The sequence below is a fragment of the Maribellus sp. YY47 genome (assembly GCF_023111095.1).
GTDB lineage: Bacteria > Bacteroidota > Bacteroidia > Bacteroidales > Prolixibacteraceae > Draconibacterium.
Genome location: NZ_JALGYW010000024.1, coordinates 35,972 through 58,442, shown reverse-complemented (window position 1 = coordinate 58,442; position 22,471 = coordinate 35,972). Strand labels below are relative to the sequence as shown.

Sequence of the window (22,471 nt, the reverse complement as noted above, 5' to 3'; positions counted from 1 at the left end):
TGAACCCTGAACACTAAACTTTTAACTCAACTTACCATTTATAAACGATGGAATTGATATTCATACCCGCACCAACTGAACAGAAAATGGTATAATCGCCTTCGTTAATCTCCTGGCCTTCCATTTTCCCTTTTGCAACAAGGTCGATCAGTGTAGGAACAGTGGCTGTAGATGAATTTCCAAGTTTACGGATACTCATCGGCATAATTCCTTCCGGAATTTCCTTTTCGCCGTAAAGTTTAAATACACCTGCCAGAATTACCTCATCCATTTTCTCGTTGGCCTGATGAATAAAGACTTTTTTAATGTCGCTCAATTCAATTCCGGCAAGCTCGATGCTTTCTTTTACCACCCCGGGAACAGTGGTGATGGCATAGATATAAAGCTTATGTCCGGTCATTTTTATGAAAAGTTCATCGCTCCCAAAATCGGGATTGCTCGATGTTCCAAAGGTCAATAAATTACCGTATTGAACAGAATCAGACCGGCTTGCGTGCGAGATGATACCGGTTGGTTCTTCGCTTTCGATAAGCTCAACCACAGTGGCACCTGCACCGTCGGCATAAATCATGGAATCGCGGTCGTGCGGATCGGAAACCCGCGAAAGCACATCGGCACCGACAACAACACCGCGTTTCATAAAACCGCTTTTGATGTAGGCGTCAGCAACAATCATTCCCTGTGTCCATCCCGGGCAACCGGAAACCACATCGTGACAAATGCTTTTCGGATTTTTAATGTGCAGTTTCTGCTTTACTTTATTGGCCAAGCCGGGCAAAGTATCAATTCGTTTATTGTTCTCCACAATGTCGCCAAAGTTGTGGCAAACAATAATAAATTCCAGGCTTTCTTTCGATATTCCGGCCGATTTGCATGCATTTTCGATAGCCAATGCAGCAATATCAGAAGTTACCTGATCTTCGGCCACATAACGGCGTTCCTCGATATTGGTAATTTCCCGAAACTTCTGAATGATTTCCTCATTGGTTTTATCCGTAATCTTTTCTCCGCCTGGTGTATAAAACTCATTTTTCAGAAAATGAGTGTTTTTGATGATCGTTGGCGGAAGGTAACTACCGGTGCCAATAATTCTTGTGTATCTTTCTTTTGCCATAATCCTTCTTCTCAGCCGCAGCTCTATCCTTTGTATTTTTTCAATTCAAATTTTTCTCCGTCAAAAACCCCGTACGAGAAGCTTTTGATCCAGTCGCCCAGTAAAATAAAACGGGTTTTATCATCCATTTCCTTATTCACCAGACGATGCCGGTGTCCCATTACAAAATAGTCAACCGGGTTATTCTTCAAAAATTCAGCGGCAAATTTATACATTCCATCCTGAACTACCATAAAATCATCTTCATAATCATTTTTTGACAACCTACTGGAAGCTGACCACTTATGCGCAAGCGCAAAGGCAGCATTGGGATGTACCCGGGAAAACAGCCACTGTAAAATCTTTGATGTAAATATCTTTTTGAGGAACAAATATCCTTTATCGGCAGCATCGAGACCGTCTCCGTGTGCCAGGAAAAATTTCTTTCCCCTGATTTCGGTGATCAGTTGCTCGTGATGAACCATTACCCCGATTTCTTCGGCCAGGTAATCAAATACCCACACATCGTGATTTCCCGTAAAAAAATGAACCGGAATTCCCCTGTCGGTAAGATCTGCAATTCGCCCTAATATCCGGGTAAATCCACGGGGAGCAACTTTCCGGTATTCGTACCAGAAGTCAAAAATGTCGCCCATTAAATACAACTCGGCCACATCGTCTTTGATTTCATCGAGCCACCGGGCAAACAACAATTCACGTTCCCGGTTATTTTTCAGGGCCGGAGCCCCAAGATGAACATCGGAAACAAAATATATCAACCCTTTTTCAGACAAGGTATATTCATTTTTCTGATTCTATTTCAGCAGGCTGCCAATCGCCTTATCAAGCGCCGGCCCCTGAAGATTGCGGGCAACTACTGCACCTTCCTGATCGAGCAGGTAATTAAATGGAACACCCGGAACATTGAAAACCTGCGTAGCAATCACGCTGCCTTTCATATCCCCCACATTGGTCCATTTCAACTGATCCTTGTCGATGGCATCTACCCATTCGGCACGATTATCATCGACACTAACCTGGTAAATTTCAAAGCCTTTGCGTTTGTATTTTTCATACAATTCAACCAAAACGGGGTTTTGAATACGCGAGCCTCTGTCGACTGCGGCCCAAAATTGCAGCAAAACCACTTTCCCTTTTAACGAAGAGAGTGCTATTTCTTTACCGTTTTGATCGGGTAAAACCAGTTCCGGACTGTTGGTTCCCTGCTCTTCGATCCATTGCTGCATGCGCTGTGCCTGTTGTTCCCGAATAAACTGAAGGGTGTTGTTGTACAAAGCCTTCACCTGTTCCGAATTTGGATACACCGCATTCAATGCAGAAGCAGCCGTTTTCATCACTTGTAAATCGTGAATAATATACTGGTTGTTATAAAATTTCTGGTACAAGGCCCAAACACTGGCCATCGAAAAAGGATTTTCGCGAACAAAGTTGGTTGAAAAATCAATCTGCTCCTGAACGATACTGTCGTATTGTTCTACCCATTTCGGACGAACATCATCATAATCCGGGTTTCCGTCGTAAAGTTTATTCAACGATTCCAGCGAATCGAGCTTCAACTGTGTCTTTCTCAGGTGACGATCCAACATCCGAACCTGTTGCGATCCGATCGAACCACTTACGTTATATTCACGATGAAAATTTGCCGCATCAGCTTTCACTACCACATTATCGGTAGAATCAACCAGGAGGGTGATAAACTTGCTGTTGTTAAGCTTTAGCAGATAAAAGGTGGGCAAACTAACGGTTCCTTTAAATTTAAATTCCCCGTCTTTGTTTATTTTTACTTTGTCAGCCGGTTTCACGGTAGCGGTGTGAACCTCTTCCAAATAAATTGTATCGCCTGCAGCGTGGGTGATCACTCCGCTAATTGTAAACTGATTATCTGATTTCGAGCAGCTTCCGAAAATAACTACAGCTGCTATCAATAAAAACAATATCCTGTTTGTCATTCCAAATATTTAAAGGCCGTAAATTTAATAAAATTGAATACAGTAAAAACAGCCTGCATCTTAAAATAACATATTTTAAAGTACAAATTCGGACTCACCTATCTGATTGTCTTTCAACTAAAATCAAAAGAACATTTGGTACTTTGGTGAAATTCAAGCACAACTTCCTTCAATTTTCTGTTTTGTAAATTTATTTTTGCCAAAGTTTTAAAGGCTCACCCGCCGCAGAATATGCATCCGTTAAAATTTTTCAATAGGTTTGTAAAATGAAAATCTACCACTCTCTTGAAAACTTTGCAGCCCGGACTCCGGTGGTTACCATCGGTACTTTCGACGGGTTACACAAAGGGCACCAACTTATTCTGGACAAGCTAAAAGATCTAGCCGGAAAGATGAACGGAGAAACCGTGGTATTTACTTTTTATCCCCACCCGCGGGTGATCACTTCGCCCAACGAATCCAGCCTCCGGCTATTGACTACCAAAGAAGAAAAGACAAAACTTTTTGAAAAATACGGAATCGATCATCTTATTATTTATCCGTTTAGCAAGGAATTTGCCGCCATGGAATATTCAGAATTTGTTCGAAAGATCCTGGTGGAACAGATCGGCACCAAATGTTTGGTGATTGGCTACGACCACAAGTTTGGAAAAGACCGGAAGGGCGGTTTTGAATATTTGCAGCGATGTGGGGAAAAATACAATTTCAGCGTAGAACGAATGGATGCGCTGGCCGTTAACGACGACAATATCAGTTCGACCAAAATCAGAGCGGCCTTGCAAGCCGGCGATATTCGCAAAGCCAATCACTATTTCGGGCACGAATTTACCTTACACGGCACCGTTGTGGGCGGCAAACAACTGGGGCGTAAACTGGGTTTCCCCACCGCCAACATCGAAGCTTCCGACAAACACAAAATTATCCCGGGCTACGGAGTTTACGCCGTAACGGTTGAGATTGACGATCAGCTCCACAAGGGAATGCTCAACATTGGGACGCGCCCTACGTTTAACAAAAATGCCGACAACCGAAGTATTGAAGTCAATATTTTTGATTTCTCGGAAGACATTTACGGCAAAAAGATTACCCTGAATTTTATCGATAAAATACGCGACGAGCAGAAATTTTCCGGAATTGATGCATTGGTTGAACAACTCCGGCGCGACAAAGAAGCTTCCATCGAAATCCTGAAACACATTTAATGTGTGATCACCAGATCGCAACTAACCGGCAAGTGATCGGAATAAGGCAGGTCAATCGTTTCGAAATTATACGCTTTCATTGAGTTACTGTAAAGAATGTAATCGATACGGAACGACGGCAAATCGCCAACATAGGTCCGCCCCACTCCTTTTCCGGAGTTGATAAACGCATCTTCCATGCCTTTACTCAATGTTTGGTACGAATACGACGCGGGAGAATCATTAAAATCGCCGCAAACAATTACCGGATAAGGCGACTCATCCATATGTTTACGAATAGCTTCCACCTGAACGGCTCTCATTTTCCAGCCATCACGCATTTGTTTCAGCAACACTTTTGCCGCCTCTTTTCGCATTTCCTCCTCGGTATCCGCTGCTTCAAGCATCGCATAATTGTGTCGGTCGATGTGGTACGACTGCAAATGAATATTATAAATCCGAATGGTGTCTGTCTCCACCTTTACATCGGTATAAATGCTGATATTCCGGGTGCCTTCAAACCTAATTTCACCCATATCAACAATCGGGAAGCGTGTCATGGTTACCGATCCGAATGTGGAACTGGAACTCGCAAACTGGTAATGTTTAATATTTTCGAGTTTACTAACCGTTTCTGCCAGGTTAAAAACATTGTTCCTGCGCAAACGCGACTCCTGCAGGCAAATGATGTCGGCTTTCTGCTCTGCAAAAAATGACACAAAATCTGCCGCATTTAGTTTTCGGGCGCTCTTATCGTCGCCACCCGTAAAATGTCGGACATTGTAAGATAAAACCTTAATATCACTGCTCTCCGAACTTGCTCCGCTGAATTGATAAAAACGACCTAAAAATCCAAATCCAAGCAAAATGGCGAGCAGCGAAAAAAGCGCAAATCTTTTTTTGAAAACCAGCCAAAACACAATAAAAGCAATATTGCCGAACAGGAAAAAAGGATAGGCAAGTCCAAACAAGGCAGGCATCCAGTATTTTTCGGGAGATATATAAACCGATAAATAGGAAAGTATCAACCCCAGGATAACCAGGAAGTTGAAAAGCAGGACTATATTTCTGACGGTCTTTCGCACCTATTTTTATTAGTTGGTTTACTGTTACTCTACAAAACGAACAACGTCGCGAAACGTTGTTTTTGATGCCACCAAAATAATACAATTCGTGCAATTTTACTTCTTGCAACGCATCATTCGGTTTCTGCCGTTTATATCTTGTCTTAGCTCAAGGTCATGAAACCCCATCTGCCGAAGCATCTCAATCATCTGATTTCCAAGATTTTCATTGATCTCGAAAAACAAAAGTCCATCCGGTTTGAGATATTTCAACGCCAAACCGGCAATGGTGCGGTAAAAAACCAGCGGGTCGTCGTCGCTGACAAACAAAGCACCGTCGGGTTCGTATTTCAACACATTGGCTTCCATTTGCGCTTTCTCGCTTTCCCTTACATACGGCGGATTACTGACAATTACATCCTGCATTTCCCAGGCGTATTCGTCCCATCGCAGAATATCGGCCTTTCTGAACGCAACATCGAGCTGTTTTTGGGCAGCGTTGCTTTCGGCCATTTCCAAAGCCGTTTCCGAAACGTCAACTCCCATAACAGATGTTTGTGGAGCTCCAGCTTTCAACGCCAGTGCAATACATCCGCTTCCGGTTCCTATATCCATGATCCGGGCATTCTCCGCAAGATTGCTTTCCAGAATCCAGTTTACCAGTTCTTCGGTTTCGGGACGCGGAATCAACACAGCCGGACTCACTTTGAGCCCTAACCCGTAAAATTCAGTTTCACCTAAAATATATTGGAGGGGTTCGTAGGTTTTCAGGCGTTCCACAATGTGGTGCACCCGTTCCTTTTCATGTAAATCAAAAACCCGATCCTTCTGCAAAATCATATCGGTGTACGACAAATCAAATACCGATTCCATGATCCGCCGCACAAATGCGCTGATTTCGGAAGAAGGATAGAATCCGTTCAATTGCGATTCGATGTATTGAATAGTGGACTGCATTGTTTACTTTTGCGCTACAAAGTTAATTTTTCCGGCTAAATGAGCACCCACGAAAAATACATGCAGCGCTGCCTGGAACTGGCCCGCAAAGGAGCCGGTTCGGTTTCTCCCAATCCGATGGTAGGATGTGTGATCGTGCACAACAACACCATTATCGGCGAAGGTTATCACCAACGTTACGGCGAGGCACATGCCGAGGTAAACGCTGTCCGATCGGTTGCCAGACCAGAACTTTTAACCGAAAGTACCCTGTATGTAACTCTCGAGCCCTGTGCTCATTTTGGAAAAACCCCGCCCTGCTCCGATCTGATCGTTGAGAAAAAAATACCCAAAGTGGTGATCGGTACCATCGATCCTTTTGCCAAAGTTGCGGGCAGAGGAATCGAAAAACTTAAAAAAGCCGGAATTGAAGTGACCTTGGGGGTGCTGGAAAGCGAATGCAGGGACATCAACAAACGCTTTTTTATGTTTCACCAGAAACAAAGGCCATACATAATTCTGAAGTGGGCACAAACTCAGGACGGTTTTATCGACGTAAAACGCAACGCTGCTGATTTTGGCGAACCTACCTGGATCACCGGAAACGACGCGCTGGTTCGCGTACATCAACTTCGCGCCGAAGAAGATGCTATTATGGTGGGAACCAACACGGCCGAAAAAGACGATCCGTCGCTTACCGTTCGTCACTGCGAAGGAAAAAATCCGCTGCGCATTGTGCTCGACCAAAACCTGCGTCTTTCACAAAATCTAAAACTTTTTGATCAATCAACACCTACGCTGGTTTTTAATGCCACCGAAAACGAAGTCCGGGAAAATACCGAATTCATTGCGGTTGATTTTGACAAAAAACTGCTTCCCCGAATACTGGAAGTTCTCTATCAGAAAAATATTTTATCGCTGATTGTTGAAGGGGGCCGACAATTGCTACAAAGCTTTATCGATCGAAATCTTTGGGACGAAGCCCAGGTTTATACGGGACCCAAAAAATTTGGAAGCGGTGTTCCGGCTCCGGCACTCGATTTAAGCGAAGCTACAACAGAAATCATCGGACAAGATGTTTTGAAGCTTGTCCGAAACCAAAATCCAGGTTAATAATTCCTCGGCCCGTTGGGAATAATTTCGATTTTCAACACATGCTCCACATACATAAAGTAGTAAAAGAGTTTGTGGTTCATTTCAAATCCGTAATCCTCGCCGGGCTCGTAGCCAATTACCGGTTCAAATTGCCAGTTTCGCGACGGACTTGCACATTTAGCATTCCAGGCCGAAACATACTGGTGGTTCCAGTCTTCGTAATAACTCTGCGAACGATATTTGGCCGACGTATTATGGAGCATATACCAGGTTTCAAATTTCTGATCAAAGGTCTCCACATCATATTCCACCGAATCCTGTGCATTCACCTCTACATTACTCTTATTCACTTCCACTGCCTTTCTTTGTATTTTGCAGGCAAACAATCCAACCAACACCAACAGGAGTAAGAATAGCCGTTTCATTTTATTTATCTTTAACCAGTCTGTGATACGAAATTAGTCTGAATATTGTTTTTATAACTCAAAATTCAGACTTTTATGTTCACACAAATTTGTTAAAAATGTTCGACTGGAGCCAATATTTCGGATGGTTTTATTTCGCATTTATGATCACGGCAATACCTGTCGCCATAATGATCATTCTCGAAAAACGTTCCCCTTACAAAACGGCAGCCTGGATACTTGCGTTAATTCTGCTTCCCATCTTCGGCGTACTGTTCTACCTGGTGTTTGGGCAGGAATACCGCAAACGAAAAATGTTTTCGGTCAGGGGACTGAAAGGGTTGAAAGAAGTGAGAAAAATAAGCGCCCAGCAATTGCGTCAGTTTAAACAAATTGAACAACCAAAAGAAGTTTCTGAATTTCAGAATATCATTCGGCTGATGCTGAATAGTTCCAACGCTCTGCTGACCACGGGCAATACAACCCAAATACTGGTGAACGGAGAAAACACGTTCAAGGCACTTTTTGAAGCAATCGGAAAAGCGAAACACCACATTCACCTGGAATATTACATTTTGGCCGACGATGTCATCGGAACCCGGCTAAAAGAACTCTTGCTGAAAAAACGTGCCGAGGGCGTGGAAGTACGGGTAATTGTGGATGATGTGGGAAGCTGGGAACTCAAAAAAAAATTCTACCGCGAATTGCGTGAAAACAGCATTGAAATTTATCCGTTTATGGAAGTTCGTTTCCCGCGCTTAACCTCGAAAGTGAACTACCGCAACCACCGGAAGATCGTTGTGATTGATGGTAAAACCGGGTTTATCGGGGGAGTGAATATTGCCGACCATTACCTGAACGGAATCCCGAAAGCCGGTCCGTGGTACGACATGCACCTGAAAATTGAAGGCGACGCCGTTGCCACATTGCAAATTATATTTGCTGCCGACTGGTTCTTTGTTTCGCAGAAAAATATTGTAGGCCGAAAATATTTCCCGGTGTTTAGCGAAGCTCCCGGAATCCCGATCCAAATCTGCGCCGGAGGACCCGACTACGATTGGGAAGGAATCGCACAGGCGTTCTTTGCAGCCATCGTAAACGCCCGAAAACGGGTGTACCTGGTTACGCCTTACCTGATGCCGCCGGCAGAAATGCTGATGGCGCTAAAAACTGCAGCACTCAGCCAAGTGGATGTGCGGATTATTATTCCCGAAAAATCGGATGCCCGCCTTTCGAAGTGGTGTACTTTTTCGTATGTCGAGGAATTACTCGAAGCCGGCGTTCGTATTTTCCTGTTTAAAGCCGGGTTTATTCACAGTAAATACATGCTGGTCGACGACAGCTTTTCTACGATCGGAACCAGTAACTTCGATTTCCGCAGCTTTGAAACCAATTTCGAAGCCAATGCTTTTTTATACAGCAGGGAGTTTTCGGCAGAACTGGAAACACATTTTCTGAACGACCTGGAAAAATCGGAAGAAGTTAGTCTGCTGCAATGGCAGGAACGGCCTGTCTTAGACAAATTCCGTGAATCGCTGGCCCATGTAGCAGCGCCGATGTTTTAAATTGCTAGCTACAAGCTATTAGCCGCGAGCTTCGAGCTGATTTGTGCAAACGATAATTATCGGAGATAAAATTCGATTACGGGAAGCGGTAGAGGAATCTATACGGAAGGAATACAAGAAGGCAGGATATCGTACTTTTAAGGAGTGTCTTAATTCAACAGCACACAGATACCGCAGATTTACACAGAAAATGATCCATCCATTTGGGTGAAATAAAATTTGCTGAAATCTGCGCGATCAGCGTGAAATAAAATTCAGTGAATCGCTGGCCCATGTAGCAGCAGCGCCAATGTTTTAAATTACTAGCTACAAGCTATTAGCCATGGCCTTCGAGCTGATTTGTGCAAATAATTATGACCTAATGTGGAGTTTCGATCAGCAGTTTCGTTTTAATGAGTATCCGATTAATCTTTAAGGTGGCTTCTCCGACATACTACCGCCAAATGAAAACTTATCATCTAAAACGGCAAACTTCCCAAATCGAGGTTTCCACCCGAAAGAATGATCCCTACTTTTTTATTCTGAACGTTTACTTTCTTTTCCAGGATAGCCGCCAGCGGAACTGCCGATGATGGTTCGATGATGATTTTCATCCGTTCCCAGATCAATCGCATGGCAGCTATAATGTTTTCCTCGGAAACCGTAACAATGTCGTCCACCTTGTCCAGAATAATGGCAAAATTTCGTTCACCCAGCGAGGTAAGTAACCCATCGGCAATGGTTTTGGGTTCCACCGAAGGAACACGGGTTTTGTTCTGAAAAGATCGAAAAGCATCGTCGGCGCCGGCAGGCTCTGCCGCAATTACCCGACAAGCCGGAAGCAAATGTTCGGTTGAGATTGCCGTTCCACTAAGCAAACCTCCGCCACCAACGGGCGCCAGAATCAGATCAAACTCACCTTTGTCTTCGATCAGTTCTTTGGCAGCTGTTCCCTGTCCGGCAATTACATTAAAATTATTGTAGGGATGAATTTCGGTTGCACCTGTTTCTTCAATAATAGCTGCCAGCGTACTTTCGCGGGCTTCCAATGTTGGCTGGCAAAAGGTAATTTTCGCGCCATATCCGGCCACCGCTTTCTTTTTAATTTCGGGAGCGTTGACAGGCATTACAATATGAGCCGCAATACCGCGCATACTGGCCGCCAGTGCCAGCGCCGCCGCATGGTTTCCGGAAGAATGGGTTCCCACACCGTGCGCTGCTTCCTCCTCCGAAAGCGAAAAAACAGCATTGCAGGCTCCCCTGAATTTAAAGGCGCCCACTTTTTGAAAATTCTCGCACTTAAAAAATAATTCAGCCCCTACCATTTTATTGATGCCGGAAGACGAGAGAACCGGAGTCCGGTGCGCGTATTTTTTTACAATTTCGTGTGCTTTGACAACATCGCTGTAAACAGGTAGATCCATTTATTCTGGTTTAGAAAGTTTTTCGTTCAGCAACTGGTAATCGGTATTGTAAATTGAAATTCGCGAAAGTTCGCGCATTCGTTTTAACCCGATAATATACAGGAAAACAACAAAGGCGACAAAAACCAACGTGAGCCAGGCCAGCCCGGTAAAAAGGATAAAATCGTAAACGCCGTGCAACAGGATCGGGAACAACAGCGCTTTTTGTTTAAGGGCGCGGCTTTCCTTTTCGTAAAAACGTGCCAGCCCGAAAAAGAAGCCCATGGTAATACCAAAAATAGCGTGTGCCGGAACTGCTGTCAGCGCTCTGGAAATACCGGTGCCCACACCTCCCCCGGTGACGTATAGAATATTTTCGACTGCTGCGAATCCAAGCGACACATAGGTAGCATAAATGATACCGTCGAACTTCTCGTTAAACTCGGGGCTTTTCCAGATCAGCAGGTACAACGCAATGTACTTGAAGGTTTCTTCCGAAAAAGCGGCTACCACAAAAGCGTTCCACGCCGCCGCAGGATAATGCGGCAGTCCGGCTCCCAGTCCACTCAAAACAGATTCTACAAGCATTATCGGGATAACGGTAAGCGCTCCCGCCAGCAAGGCAAAAGCGAGCAACCGAACAGGTTCTTTCTCGTACTTATCCCGAAAATAAATGTAAGCCGCCACGATTACAACCGGTGCCAGTGCAAGGATCAACAGGTTCATTGTAGTTTATTGAAGATCGTTAAAGAAAAAAGCCTTCACTCCTTTTACGCCTGGCCGTATACTGAAAACGCCACCTGCATGCGGAAATTGCTGCAGTTCCTCTTCGCTGGTGGATTCGCGCGCCGTAGTGATGTACAGGGTGCCGAGATCGTTGCCACCAAAAGCACAGGAGGTTACGTTTTTTGCAGGCACCTCAATTTTCCGGATCAGTTCACCGGTTTCGGGATTAAAACAGCCCACAGCTGATCCTCCCCACAAGGCCACCCACAAATTCCCGTCAGCATCGATGGTCATTCCATCGGGATATCCGGCTCCATCAGGAATTTCAACCGCTACTTTCGGATTACTGATATCTCCGGTTTCGTTGTCGTAATCATAGCCCATCACTTTTCGCGTGGGGGTGTCGATGTAATACATTCGTGTTTTGTCGGCCGACCACACAATTCCGTTCGAAGTTCCAACGCCATCCACCATTTTATGAACAGAAGTATCCGGATCGAAGCGGTACAAGGCACCTGCCTGTTTGGCGCCAACCAGGCTCATGGTTCCGGCCCATAACCTTCCCGCCGGGTCGCATTTCCCGTCGTTGAAACGGTTATCGGGTTTGTCGGCTTCGGGATCCGCCAGCAATGTTTTACTCCCCGTTTCCGGATCGAGGCTGTAAATACCATTTTGCAGGGCCACCAAAACCTTTCCTGATTCTGTAGGGACAACAGTGCCCACCATCTGTCCGGTCAGCATTTCCTTGTTAAAGCCGGTTTCGGGGTTGTAAAAATTCAGTATCTTTCCCTTAATGTTTACCCACATCAGATCGCCGGTCCGGTAATTCCAGATCGCACCTTCTCCGAGTTCCGACTTTGAATCGATCACCAGTTCCACCTCGTTTGATGTTGGCGTTGAGCAACTCAACCAAATCAGTGAAACGAAAAAAATAAGGCCAATTTTATTTTTCATACCGATGTATTTTAACCATTATGCTTTCCTCATTTTCACCCCAATACTCTGAACTTTGAACTCTGAACTACGATATGCTTTTAATCAGCTCACGCATAATCAGGGTCATCTTGGGTTCGGCTTTCATGGCCACTTCCTGAACTTCTTCGTGCGAAATTTCCACAATTTCGCCCGGAACTCCGCTGTCGGTAACGATGGAAATACCAAACACTTTCAAGCCCATGTGCACCGCCACAATTACTTCGGGAACCGTTGACATGCCAACCATGTCGCCACCCAATATGCGGAACATCCTGTATTCAGCGGGGGTTTCAAAAGTAGGCCCCGACACTCCCACATAAACTCCTTCCTTGACATCGATGTTGTGTTCCACCGCAATCAGTTTTGCCTTGTTCCGCAGGCGTTTGTTGTAGCACTTGCTCATATCGGGGAAACGCGGTCCCAGTTCCATATCGTTCTTCCCCCGCAAAGGGTGCTCCGGAAAATGGTTGATGTGGTCGTTAATGATCACAATCTCGCCCACTTTCCAGTCGGGATTCAAACCACCGCTGGCATTCGAAACAAACAAATGCGTAATTCCCACGTATTTCAGCACGCGCACCGGGAAGGTTACTTCTTTCATGTTGTAGCCTTCGTAATAGTGAAAGCGCCCCTGCATGGCCAGCACTTCGCGGTCGCCCAGCTTGCCGTAGATCAGTCGTCCGGCGTGCCCGTCAACTGTTGACAGCGGGAAATCCGGAATTTCGGTATACGGAATCGAATCGATGATCTCGATCTCTTTGACCAGACCACCCAAACCGGTCCCCAAAATAATTCCTACCTCAGGACTGGCCTGAATTCTTTCTTTTATGTAATTCGCGGTTGCTTTTATTTTCTCCAACATAATTTAATATCTTCTTGTTAAACGATTTCTTCTCTTCTTCCAGGAAACTCACTTTTACCGGAAGGTAGTACCATACGGCCTTGAGGTCTTCGCTCAGGTAGCCGCTATCTTTCAAACGCATGGCATCCTTTTCGGTTGTGACAATTATCTTTTTTTCTGCATCCATCGATGCAAACCGGGCTTCAATCTTCTGAATATCGTCGTGCGAATAATTATGATGATCGCTAAACGAAAGGCTTTCCACCTGTCCCGAAAAACGTCCCAAATAATTCAACATCGGCTGTGGCGCCGCAATTCCGGTAACCACCAGCAGGGCATATTTACGCTCTTCGTACAACGATTTTCCGAGACGCTTCCCGCCAAAAACAGGAACCAGTTTTTCATATTCAAGTTTCGTGAAATACAGACTCTGATACGGAAGCAGCCCCACATCGTTCTGAAGAACACGCCGCATAATGGGTGTTACCTCATCGGGGCACTTGGTGAAAATAATAATATTGGCCCGCCGCATTTGGTGGGTACTTTCGCGTAAACGCCCCAGGGGCAGCAGGTGATCATCTTTTACCGGGCGGTTGTAGTCGATCAGCAAAATATTGATTCCCGGGGTGATCCGGCGATGCTGAAAAGCGTCGTCGAGCAACACCACATCCGGAACAATACCATCGTCCGTACTCAGCAATTGCTCCACACCATCCACGCGGTTTTCGCAAACCGAAACCGTTACATCGGCAAACTTGTGTTTAATCTGCAAAGGCTCGTCGCCCACCTCAAGGGCAGTGGAAGTTGTTTCCACCCAACGAAATCCCTTGGTACTGCGCTTGTATCCGCGACTTAATGTCGCCACCCGGTATTTTTCCTTCAACAACCCCACCAGGTATTCCACATGCGGAGTTTTACCTGTTCCCCCAACGGTAATATTCCCAATGGAAATCACCGGCACACCAAACTCCCTTGATTTCAGGAGATTTAAATCGTAAGCATTGTTCCGGATAAATACCACCAGACCGTACAACCAGGAAAAAGGATACAACAGGATTTTTAACATGTATTTGATTTCTGTTTGACTGACGAAGATAATAAAACAATCATGATTCCCGGAAATCACCCATAAGAATGAAAGTTGATTTATTATGGCTTGTTTTACCCTATCTCCTGTCTTTCCCTTCCCTGAAGGGAAAGATGATTAGCCCCCAAAAGAAGCCACGACCCAAATAGTTGATCTCGATTTGCTTCGATCCACTTGCCAATCGTCTTTCTTTACTTGTAGCTACCTTTTATACACAAATATGAATTTGAAAGAAGCCAGAAAATAAGAAATAAATAATAAGGAACAACGAATAAAAAAGTGTGGAAAACGAAATAATGCGGGCCAATATTTCATGATTTCTTATTCCTTATTCCATGTTTCTTATTAAAAATCGTCAGATACTATCATCCGAAACGTTTCTCCTCTTGCCCCCGCTCCCGCAAATCCTTTCGCCTGCTTTTCTCCCACTGCTGCAAAACATATTGCCCGCCACGCAACCTTTTATTATTTTTAAACATCTGTTAATCAAGCAAACAAAAACTACCAACCATGAAAAACGACCCGTAGCACAGTCAGAAATTAAAACCTGAAATGATGCGTTGCAGTTCCAAACTACTAAACGCGTAGAACCGAACCTCAATACTCTACTACCCAGCAACCACGGTAACCCGGAATACGAAAAAGTACTTTGTACTTATTACTCACTACTAAATTCTTTAAACATGAAATCGAAAAAATTAAGATTATTAGCAACCTTTCTTCTCCTGTTGCCGCTTTTTGTGGTATTGCTGGAAACAGGCTGTGATGAAAAAGAAGAAAATACCATTCCAGTTTGCGGAATAGAAAATCCATTTGTCAATCTTGATTGGTTAAAATCAAAGAAGAACGCATTGCAAACCAATTCCGAGATAACTTCTGCTATAATTGACCTGTATCGTCTTGATGATGCAGACTATATTGTAACTACAATTAAACTTAGTTCAGTTTATGACTATCCTGGCACATCAATTCTCAACTGTGATGGAACTAAAAAATATACTTGTGGAGGGAATCAAGCTCCCGGTTTAGATAGTTGTTCAACCTTTTTTAATAACGCTCAAAAAATTGAAACATTATGGGAAAAATAATAGGTAGTTCATTAAAAATATGGTATGTTTTTCTGTTGGTTTGCTTCAGCCTGTTTTCTGCGCAAGCTACCGCACAAAGTGTTCTAAACTGCCCTGCATATCCTGATACGATAATGAGAGAACAGCAGAAAAATTATTTCCTTAAATGCTTTATTAGGGGAGATGAGCTTTCTTCGATAACTATTACAACTGATGGATATCCACTGGTTGAAAATAAAGATGGAAAACTTGAGTATGCCATCATTGATAACCTGGGAAAGAGAACATCTACGGGAATTTTAGCAAAGAACAAAAAAGATAGGAACGGAGAGGAGATGAATTTGCTTAGTTCAAGGTGTACAAAATACAATGAGGCTGTTAAACTAAAATCTTCAAAAAGATATGTGAGTAGCTCCAATTCATACTCAGTAGCTGACTTTCCGGTGACCGGAACGAGAAAGTTATTGGTACTTCTTATTGATTTTGCTGATCTATCATTTCAAATTTCATCAGGTAATTTTACCAACCTTATGAATCAAACAAATTATGGCGGAAGCGGAAGCTTTAAGGATTTCTGGTTAGAAAGTTCTTATGGCAATTTAACCGTAAACAGTACAATCCATGGATGGTATCACGCATCTGACAGTTTAGCCTATTATGGAGGGAATAACGATGAAGATGAAATACGCGATGTTAATCACAGAGAATTGGCTAAGGAAGCAATTGATGCCGCAGAAAACGGCGGTGTAGATTTTTCTGAGTTTGACAATGACAATGACGGTTATGTTGACGGGGTAATTATTGTACATGCAGGATATGGAGAAGAAGCAGGTGGTGGCGATAATACGATATGGGCAAAACAGGGTACACTTAGTAGTAGTGACCAACGAACTTATGATGGGGTAACAATAAAAGACTATGCCATAGTCCCGGAGTTAAGATTTAACTTTGGAAGTTACATAGCCACAATCGGCACAGTTTGTCATGAATTCGGACACCTTTTGGGCTTACCTGATTTATATGATACCAATATAAGTAATGGAGACTCTGAGGTATTGGGGATTGGGGGCTAATGGGAACCGGTGGTTGGAACGACCTAGGTTTCTATCCGGCAAATTTATCGGCATGGAGTAAAGTGTTCTTAAATTATTCATCTCCGGTTTTATTGTCTTCTCCGGGCACGATATCTATGCCTAATTGTGCCGAGAACAACATTATTTATAGAGTTAATACACCACATGCAAATGAATATTTTTTGTTGGAAAACAGGCAACTTGTTGGTTTCGATGTTGGATTAGATGGTGCGGGGTTGGCCATTTGGCATATTAACACTACAAAAACTACAACATCACATATCGATGCTAATGATGTTAATGCCGATGAAAATTTAAAGGGAGTTGATTTGGAAGAAGCTGATGGTAACCTTGATTTAGATAATAATACCAATAGAGGTGATGATGGTGATTTATTTCCTGGGAGTTCGTGCAATTCGTCATTCGGAGACAATACAACACCAAACTCTCGAACATATTCCCCAGTAGTAAATACCAATAAACCAATAGAAAATATTGTTGAATCAGGAAACAATATTCGGTTTGACTTTATGGGGTACAATCCTATCTCTGGTCCCTCCACTGTATGCTCAGGTGCTGCATTTACGATCAACAATCCGCCTCCAGGAACTACTGTTTTCTGGAACGAGTCAAGTAACCTAACTGAAAACCCAACAGGAACTTTTACGGCTAATGGTTCCGGAGAAGGGTGGGTTCAGCCAACTATTACTACCGGTTGCGGAAATATTACTTTACCCCGTAAAAATGTTTGGGTAGGCACTCCTGACCCTGCTTACATCGATTTTATTAACATCGGGCCTAATTACCCCGGATCAATGGTCTTATGCGAAGATATGCCCAACGACGGAAAAGTTAGTTGGGATGCAACAGGAAGTATTCAGGAGTATTCATGGAGCGTTTTTGATGATGGCTCTAATTATTGGCAGGTAATCCAGCACCCAATGGAGCTCTATCCGGCGATACCAATGCAGGATGTGCAGATCAGTAAACCCTACGGGAGTGTGAACGGGTATGTGAATGTGAAGGTCAAAGCAAAAAATACGTGTGGTTGGGGAAATTACAGCGCTCCTTCCCTACAGTTCACTACTGCTACTTGTTATGGTTATTACCTGGCATTTAGCCCCAACCCAACGGTAGGAGAAACCACCATTAGCGTTGAACAAGGCAATCCAGAAGAGAATTTATTAAAATCGGCCTCTGTCGAAACAGCCTTCGACGAAACTGCAGAATGGGATCTCGAAGTGTACGATAGCATGCAAAGCCTGAAAATGAAAAAACAGAAGTTGAAAGGCAGCAGCGCCACCATTAATACCCAAAGCTGGAAAGAAGGAGTTTATATGGTACGCGTAAAATACAAGGATGAGATGCTTACCGCGAAACTGGTGGTGAAGAAGTAAACAGGGATTCACCCTTTGAAATAAATCGAAAATATATTGCCGAGCACGCAACCTTTTATTATTTTCAAACATCTGTTAATCAAGCAAACTAAAACTACCTCCCATGAAAAACGCCCCGTAGCACAGCCAGGAATTAAAACCTGAAATGATGCGCTAAGCAGTTCCAACCTGCTAAGTGTGTAGAACAAACCTCTCTTCTCTATTACAAGGTAACTGCCGTTACCATGGATACGAAAATGTACTTTGTACTAATTACTTACTAAATACATGAAAAATGAAATCAAAAAAATTAAAACGATTTACGCTTATGCTACTCTTGCTGCCACTTGGTGTGCTTTTTCTGGGAGCAGGCTGTGAAAAAGAAGATGTTTCTCAGTCGGTATTAAACGGAAAATGGATACTTATAGGTTTTGGTGATGATTCAACTAATGAATTTACATCCGAGCCTAACTCTGAACCAAAATCTTCCTATGTGATATTCGATAATGGTAGGATGGTCGCTTATTCTGTATCAAATATGGTAGAAGATGCAAAATATGTTGTTGATGAAGAACGTAAAATTATATTCTCAACTCATGGCATGAAAACTTTAATTGGAGGAGATACAGAATGGGGACAACAATTTTTAAGTCTAATAATCAAGATATATGAATTTGAAGTAAAAGAAGATGAGTTAAAATTATATTATGAAAGTCAAAAATATATGAAATTGAAAAAAGACACCAAATGAAAAATACGATAACCCCCGCTCCCGCGCGATTGCATCGCGTGGTTTGAAAAAGATTCCTGACTTATAGTAATTCTAAAACATTGCATCCTGCTAAAATGAGTCGCAATTACAAATTTCATAATCCTGAAGGTGTATATTTTGTAAGCTTCGCCGTTGTTGAATGGTTAGATGTTTTTACCAGGAATGAATACAAAGCCATTTTGATTGACAGTTTGCGTTATTGTCAACTCAAAAAAGGAATGGAAATTTTTGCGTGGTGCATTATGAGTAATCACATGCATCTGATCTTTCGCAGCGCCAGCGAACAAAAGCCAGAACTGTTACTTGGCGATTTTAAACGGTTCAGCAGCAAAGCCGTGGTCAAAGCCATTGCCAGTAATCCTCAGGAAAGCAGGAAGGACTTTTTGTTGAACCGGTTTTCAGAAGCAGGCAATAAAGCTTCCAACGTAAAGGGATATCAATTCTGGCGACACGATAATAAGCCGATAGAGCTTTGGGGTAATAAGGTAATCGACGAAAAAATAAACTACATCCATCAAAACCCGCTAGAGGAAGGGCTGGTTTTCAGGGCCGAAGATTATCGGTATAGCAGCGCTGCAGATTATGCCGGCGAGAAAGGTATTTTAGAGGATGTTATTGTTGTAAAATAATACCACACGATGCAATCGTGCGGCAGCAAGGGGCCGCCGGAACGTTCCGAAAATGAGAATTGAACCGAAAATAAGCTGTCGGAACGTTCCGAAAAGCAGAATCCGCAGAGGAACAAGCTTTCGGGAATGTCCGAAACCCAGCCCCGGCCAAAGTTGACACTTTCGGAGCTTCCGGCTCAGCTGTTTTTACCCCGGTTCGGGCTTTCGGGAACTTCCGAAACATAGAAACGGATCGCGGGCAGCCTTTCGGGGCTTCCCAAAAATGATCAATCCCAAAAAAAACAAACAGTCTGCTAAAGACTGTACTATATAACTCAACTAATAATAAAGAAAATTCTTAAAATTGACTATCTCCGAAGCAAACCAGGGAGTACCTGCCTACCGGCAGGCAGGTTACGTCAACTTTATTTCAGAAAAAAGCCGAAACCCGAATTTTCTTTATTTAACCCCTCTGTCATCCGTCAGTTGACAGATGACATCTCCCCTGAATTTCAGGGGAGAATATAAGGCCCCCCGTGGCAAGCCACGAGGAGTTATTTGGTTAATCAAACAAAAACAACACATCATGGAAATTCAAAAAATTGACTTGAGCCGTTTGCGCAACGAAGAACACTACAGTTTTCACAACGAAACAAACGACCTGGTACTCAGGTTTACTGCCGAGGCGCTGGGTATTCAGCGGTTTTACCCGGCTTACGAAGCTGCTTTTGCCGCCGAGGGAGAGGTGCTCGACCTCTTGCAGAAAAGCCTACTCACAGGCCCCATTGCCGATGCCGACACACAGCGTGATTTGCTGTTTAGCGGGTTAAAAGACACGGTAAAAGGAGCCGAAAAACATTTTAACCCTGCAGTGGCCGAAGCTGCCCGTCGCACCAGCGTTTTACTCGACAGTTTTGGAGATATTTCAAACAAAGGTTATAACGAAGAAACGGCTGCCCTGAAATCACTGGTGAGCGATCTCGAAAACCAGCATGCAGCCGATGTAGCCACGCTGGACATTGCCGACTGGGTAAGCGAACTGAAGGCCCGGAACACCGCTTTTGAAGCCCTGCTCGACGAACGCTACACCGAGGAAGCCACAAAAAATCCTTTAAAAATGAAAGATGCCCGTAAACAGCTCGATGCCACCTACGACGATATTACCCGCCTGATTGATGCACTGGCGCTGGTAAACGGCCCCGAAACCTACGAAGGTTTTATAAAAGAGCTGAACAAACGCGTTGAGAAATACAATACCATTGTGGAACAACGCAAGGGCCGCAATAAAAAGGATGAGCCGGAAGAGGTTTAGTACCTCTCGCTAACCTTTTCCAAAGTTTGAAACTTTGGAAAAGATCGAAAAGAAAAGAGCCGTTCCTTCAAGTAAAGAACGGCTCTTTTGAATTCCGGAAATCCGCTTAATTCAAATAAATATCGTAAGGCATACGGGCCATTACGCCATTCATGCCGGTCGCTTTTTTGAAATATTCGTAGTAACGGTATTTGTCGCCCAGTTCGTTTTTCAGGATACGGGCGCGAACACTGCCTCCGCCCATTTTGAGCATTTCTTCGAGCGGGCTTACCTGTGTTGGCAACGAAACTGTGCGGTAGTTATCGAGGCCTTCCATTTCTGCTGCCAGTTTAATGGCATCCTGTAAACCGCCAAACTGGTCGATCAATCCGATCTCCATTGCATTTTCGCCACTCCATACACGTCCCTGTCCAATCGAATCTACAGCTTCTTTTGTCATACGACGACCTTCAGCCACATGCGAAATAAAGGTAGCGTAACCTTCTTCAATGGTATTTTGCATCATTTGGCGTTCGTAAGGAGTCATCGGGCGGGTAAGTGTGAGCAGGTCCGAATTCTCGTTGGTTTTTACCACATCGGTGGTAATGCCCAGTTTATCGTTGAGCAACTCACCAAAATTCGGGATGGTACCAAAAATTCCGATCGATCCGGTAATGGTATTCGGGCTGGCCACAATTTTATCGGCAGCACACGAAATGTAGTAACCACCCGAAGCGGCCAAATCGCCAAACGACACCACCATGGTCTTTTCTTCGGCGGCCAGTTTTACTTCGCGCCAAATGGTTTCGGAATCAAACACGGCTCCCCCGGGAGAATCCACACGCAGCACAATGGCTTTGTAGCTACTGTCCTGGCGCACTTTACGGATCTCGCGGCCCAGTTTATCGCCTTCGATGGCTTCGTCGCCGCTAAGCGAAACACCTATCTCGCCACTGGCATAAATCACTGCAATTTTATTCCGGCTGTATTTTTTCCCTTTTCCGGCAGAAGGAGCTTTCACATAATCTTTCACACCAATCACCGGAACCCCTTCGGTACCTTCGGTGCCGGTTATTTCGCGCAAATCGTCGAGCACTTCGTCTTTGTATAGGGCGGCATCCACCAGTCCTTTTTCAACGGCTACCCTTCCTTTGCTGAAGGTCTGTACCTCGTCGGCCAGTTTATTCAGCTCTTCCACCGAAAGGCCACGCTTTTCTGAAATTCCCTTTAACATGTGATTCCACAGGCTGCCCATGTAAGTAAGTTGTTGTTCGCGGTTTTCCTCACTCATTTTGTCGAGCATAAAAGGTTCCACCGCAGCTTTAAATTTACCGTGGCGCACCACCTGCATTTCGATTCCGATTTTTTTGAGGGCGTGGGTATAAAACATCATTTCGCCACCCAGTCCGCGAAAATCAACCGATACTTCGGGATGCACTACAATTTTATCGGCCACCGTTGCCAGATAGTAAGCTTTTTGCCCCAGAATACCTTTGTCGGCACAGGCGTAAACCGGTTTGTCGCAGCTGTCTTTAAAGGCAATCAAGGCATTGCGGATTTCCTCTACCGAAGCCATCCCTCCGTTAATCACTGCCAAATCGAGGTAAACCCCTTTGATTCGGTCGTCGTCAACTGCATTTTGCAGCGCCTCGGTTATATTGTCGAGCCCAATGGTTTTTGCGGTATTGAACATGGTGGGCAAATCAAGGTCTTCAAACGGGTCGTTGGTAGCGCGATCCACCACCTGCCGGGTCAAGTCGATCACCAACATTGAATTATCTGCCACGCTTACCTGTTTTTCGGTAGAAGCTACCAAAGCGCTAAACACAATCACCATCAGAAAAATTCCGATCAGGGAAACGGCAAAAAATCCAACGATGGTGGCCAGCACATACTTAAAAAATTGTTTCATACTATTATAATTGTTTGTTATTCAAACTCTGTTCAGCCAATTGTCTATGAAGA

General features: G+C 44.1%; 21 protein-coding genes. 9 read left to right on the top strand and 12 right to left on the bottom strand.

Features of this window, described 5'->3' with window-relative positions:
- Nucleotides 1-31: 31 nt before the first annotated feature.
- From MR764_RS17170 to MR764_RS17160, 3 genes are read right to left on the bottom strand one after another with little or no spacing between them, the layout of a single operon-like run.
- The gene (locus MR764_RS17170; protein ID WP_247980679.1) at nucleotides 32-1,114 is read right to left on the bottom strand and encodes a ketoacyl-ACP synthase III; all 1,083 of its coding nucleotides are present in this window, start codon (nucleotides 1,112-1,114) and stop codon (nucleotides 32-34) included.
- 23 nt (nucleotides 1,115-1,137) lie between these two features.
- Complete coding sequence (locus MR764_RS17165) at nucleotides 1,138-1,887, bottom strand: UDP-2,3-diacylglucosamine diphosphatase (protein WP_247980678.1); 750 nt, start codon at nucleotides 1,885-1,887, stop codon at nucleotides 1,138-1,140.
- Between the two features lie 21 nt (nucleotides 1,888-1,908).
- A complete protein-coding gene (locus MR764_RS17160) occupies nucleotides 1,909-3,063 on the bottom strand; it encodes a TlpA disulfide reductase family protein (protein ID WP_247980677.1) in 1,155 nt (384 codons plus the stop codon).
- A 266-nt stretch (nucleotides 3,064-3,329) separates the two neighbouring features.
- On the opposite strand from MR764_RS17160, the gene MR764_RS17155 reads away from it, so the two are divergent.
- Complete coding sequence (locus MR764_RS17155; RefSeq protein WP_247980676.1) at nucleotides 3,330-4,265, top strand: bifunctional riboflavin kinase/FAD synthetase; 936 nt, start codon at nucleotides 3,330-3,332, stop codon at nucleotides 4,263-4,265.
- Here MR764_RS17155 and MR764_RS17150 read toward each other — a convergent pair.
- Together MR764_RS17150 and prmC are read right to left on the bottom strand one after the other, a co-directional pair.
- Nucleotides 4,262-5,329 (bottom strand): endonuclease/exonuclease/phosphatase family protein, encoded by a 1,068-nt coding sequence (locus MR764_RS17150; RefSeq protein WP_247980675.1) that lies wholly within the window; start codon nucleotides 5,327-5,329, stop codon nucleotides 4,262-4,264. The two genes, MR764_RS17155 and MR764_RS17150, sit on opposite strands and share 4 nt — an antisense overlap.
- 96 nt (nucleotides 5,330-5,425) lie before the next feature.
- The gene (prmC, locus tag MR764_RS17145) at nucleotides 5,426-6,265 is read right to left on the bottom strand and encodes a peptide chain release factor N(5)-glutamine methyltransferase (RefSeq protein WP_247980674.1); all 840 of its coding nucleotides are present in this window, start codon (nucleotides 6,263-6,265) and stop codon (nucleotides 5,426-5,428) included.
- Between the two features lie 39 nt (nucleotides 6,266-6,304).
- On the opposite strand from prmC, the gene ribD reads away from it, so the two are divergent.
- Nucleotides 6,305-7,357 (top strand): bifunctional diaminohydroxyphosphoribosylaminopyrimidine deaminase/5-amino-6-(5-phosphoribosylamino)uracil reductase RibD, encoded by a 1,053-nt coding sequence (gene ribD / locus MR764_RS17140; RefSeq protein ID WP_247980673.1) that lies wholly within the window; start codon nucleotides 6,305-6,307, stop codon nucleotides 7,355-7,357.
- Here ribD and MR764_RS17135 read toward each other — a convergent pair.
- Entirely contained in the window at nucleotides 7,354-7,764 is a 411-nt protein-coding gene (locus MR764_RS17135; RefSeq protein WP_247980672.1) for a DUF6146 family protein, read from the bottom strand. The two genes, ribD and MR764_RS17135, sit on opposite strands and share 4 nt — an antisense overlap.
- Before the next feature lie 98 nt (nucleotides 7,765-7,862).
- On the opposite strand from MR764_RS17135, the gene cls reads away from it, so the two are divergent.
- Entirely contained in the window at nucleotides 7,863-9,308 is a 1,446-nt protein-coding gene (gene cls, locus MR764_RS17130; protein ID WP_247980671.1) for a cardiolipin synthase, read from the top strand.
- 458 nt (nucleotides 9,309-9,766) lie between these two features.
- On the opposite strand, the gene MR764_RS17125 is transcribed toward cls, so the two are convergent.
- The 5 genes from MR764_RS17125 to lpxK all read right to left on the bottom strand — a co-directional run bounded on the left by MR764_RS17125 (nucleotide 9,767) and on the right by lpxK (nucleotide 14,298).
- Nucleotides 9,767-10,711 (bottom strand): pyridoxal-phosphate dependent enzyme, encoded by a 945-nt coding sequence (locus MR764_RS17125; protein ID WP_247980670.1) that lies wholly within the window; start codon nucleotides 10,709-10,711, stop codon nucleotides 9,767-9,769.
- Nucleotides 10,712-11,416 (bottom strand): PrsW family glutamic-type intramembrane protease, encoded by a 705-nt coding sequence (locus MR764_RS17120; protein WP_247980669.1) that lies wholly within the window; start codon nucleotides 11,414-11,416, stop codon nucleotides 10,712-10,714. It lies immediately after the preceding gene.
- A 6-nt stretch (nucleotides 11,417-11,422) separates the two neighbouring features.
- Complete coding sequence (locus MR764_RS17115; RefSeq protein WP_247980668.1) at nucleotides 11,423-12,370, bottom strand: SMP-30/gluconolactonase/LRE family protein; 948 nt, start codon at nucleotides 12,368-12,370, stop codon at nucleotides 11,423-11,425.
- 67 nt (nucleotides 12,371-12,437) lie between these two features.
- Nucleotides 12,438-13,253: a purine-nucleoside phosphorylase gene (locus tag MR764_RS17110; RefSeq protein WP_247980667.1), complete on the bottom strand. Its 816-nt coding sequence runs from the start codon at nucleotides 13,251-13,253 to the stop codon at nucleotides 12,438-12,440.
- Nucleotides 13,192-14,298, bottom strand: a complete 1,107-nt coding sequence (gene lpxK, locus MR764_RS17105) for a tetraacyldisaccharide 4'-kinase (RefSeq protein ID WP_247980666.1) — start codon at nucleotides 14,296-14,298, stop codon at nucleotides 13,192-13,194. The genes MR764_RS17110 and lpxK overlap by 62 nt, the downstream gene beginning before the upstream one ends.
- A 704-nt stretch (nucleotides 14,299-15,002) precedes the next feature.
- Between lpxK and MR764_RS17100 the strand changes: the two genes are divergently transcribed.
- From MR764_RS17100 to MR764_RS17075, 6 genes are all read left to right on the top strand, one after another.
- Nucleotides 15,003-15,407: a hypothetical protein gene (locus MR764_RS17100; protein ID WP_247980665.1), complete on the top strand. Its 405-nt coding sequence runs from the start codon at nucleotides 15,003-15,005 to the stop codon at nucleotides 15,405-15,407.
- A complete protein-coding gene (locus tag MR764_RS17095; protein WP_247980664.1) occupies nucleotides 15,395-16,459 on the top strand; it encodes a M6 family metalloprotease domain-containing protein in 1,065 nt (354 codons plus the stop codon). Before MR764_RS17100 ends, MR764_RS17095 begins: the two co-directional genes overlap by 13 nt.
- A gap of 185 nt (nucleotides 16,460-16,644) precedes the next feature.
- The gene (locus tag MR764_RS17090) at nucleotides 16,645-17,856 is read left to right on the top strand and encodes a T9SS type A sorting domain-containing protein (protein ID WP_247980663.1); all 1,212 of its coding nucleotides are present in this window, start codon (nucleotides 16,645-16,647) and stop codon (nucleotides 17,854-17,856) included.
- 274 nt (nucleotides 17,857-18,130) lie between these two features.
- Nucleotides 18,131-18,586 (top strand): hypothetical protein, encoded by a 456-nt coding sequence (locus MR764_RS17085; RefSeq protein ID WP_247980662.1) that lies wholly within the window; start codon nucleotides 18,131-18,133, stop codon nucleotides 18,584-18,586.
- Nucleotides 18,587-18,681: 95 nt separating this feature from the next.
- Nucleotides 18,682-19,236 carry a transposase gene (locus tag MR764_RS17080; protein ID WP_247980661.1) on the top strand — a complete coding sequence of 185 codons (555 nt, stop codon included), beginning with the start codon at nucleotides 18,682-18,684 and terminating at the stop codon, nucleotides 19,234-19,236.
- A gap of 565 nt (nucleotides 19,237-19,801) precedes the next feature.
- Nucleotides 19,802-20,527 (top strand): DUF6261 family protein, encoded by a 726-nt coding sequence (locus tag MR764_RS17075; RefSeq protein WP_247980660.1) that lies wholly within the window; start codon nucleotides 19,802-19,804, stop codon nucleotides 20,525-20,527.
- A gap of 106 nt (nucleotides 20,528-20,633) precedes the next feature.
- Here MR764_RS17075 and sppA read toward each other — a convergent pair whose 3' ends face one another.
- A complete protein-coding gene (sppA, locus tag MR764_RS17070) occupies nucleotides 20,634-22,418 on the bottom strand; it encodes a signal peptide peptidase SppA (RefSeq protein ID WP_247980659.1) in 1,785 nt (594 codons plus the stop codon).
- Between the last annotated feature and the right edge of the window lie 53 nt (nucleotides 22,419-22,471).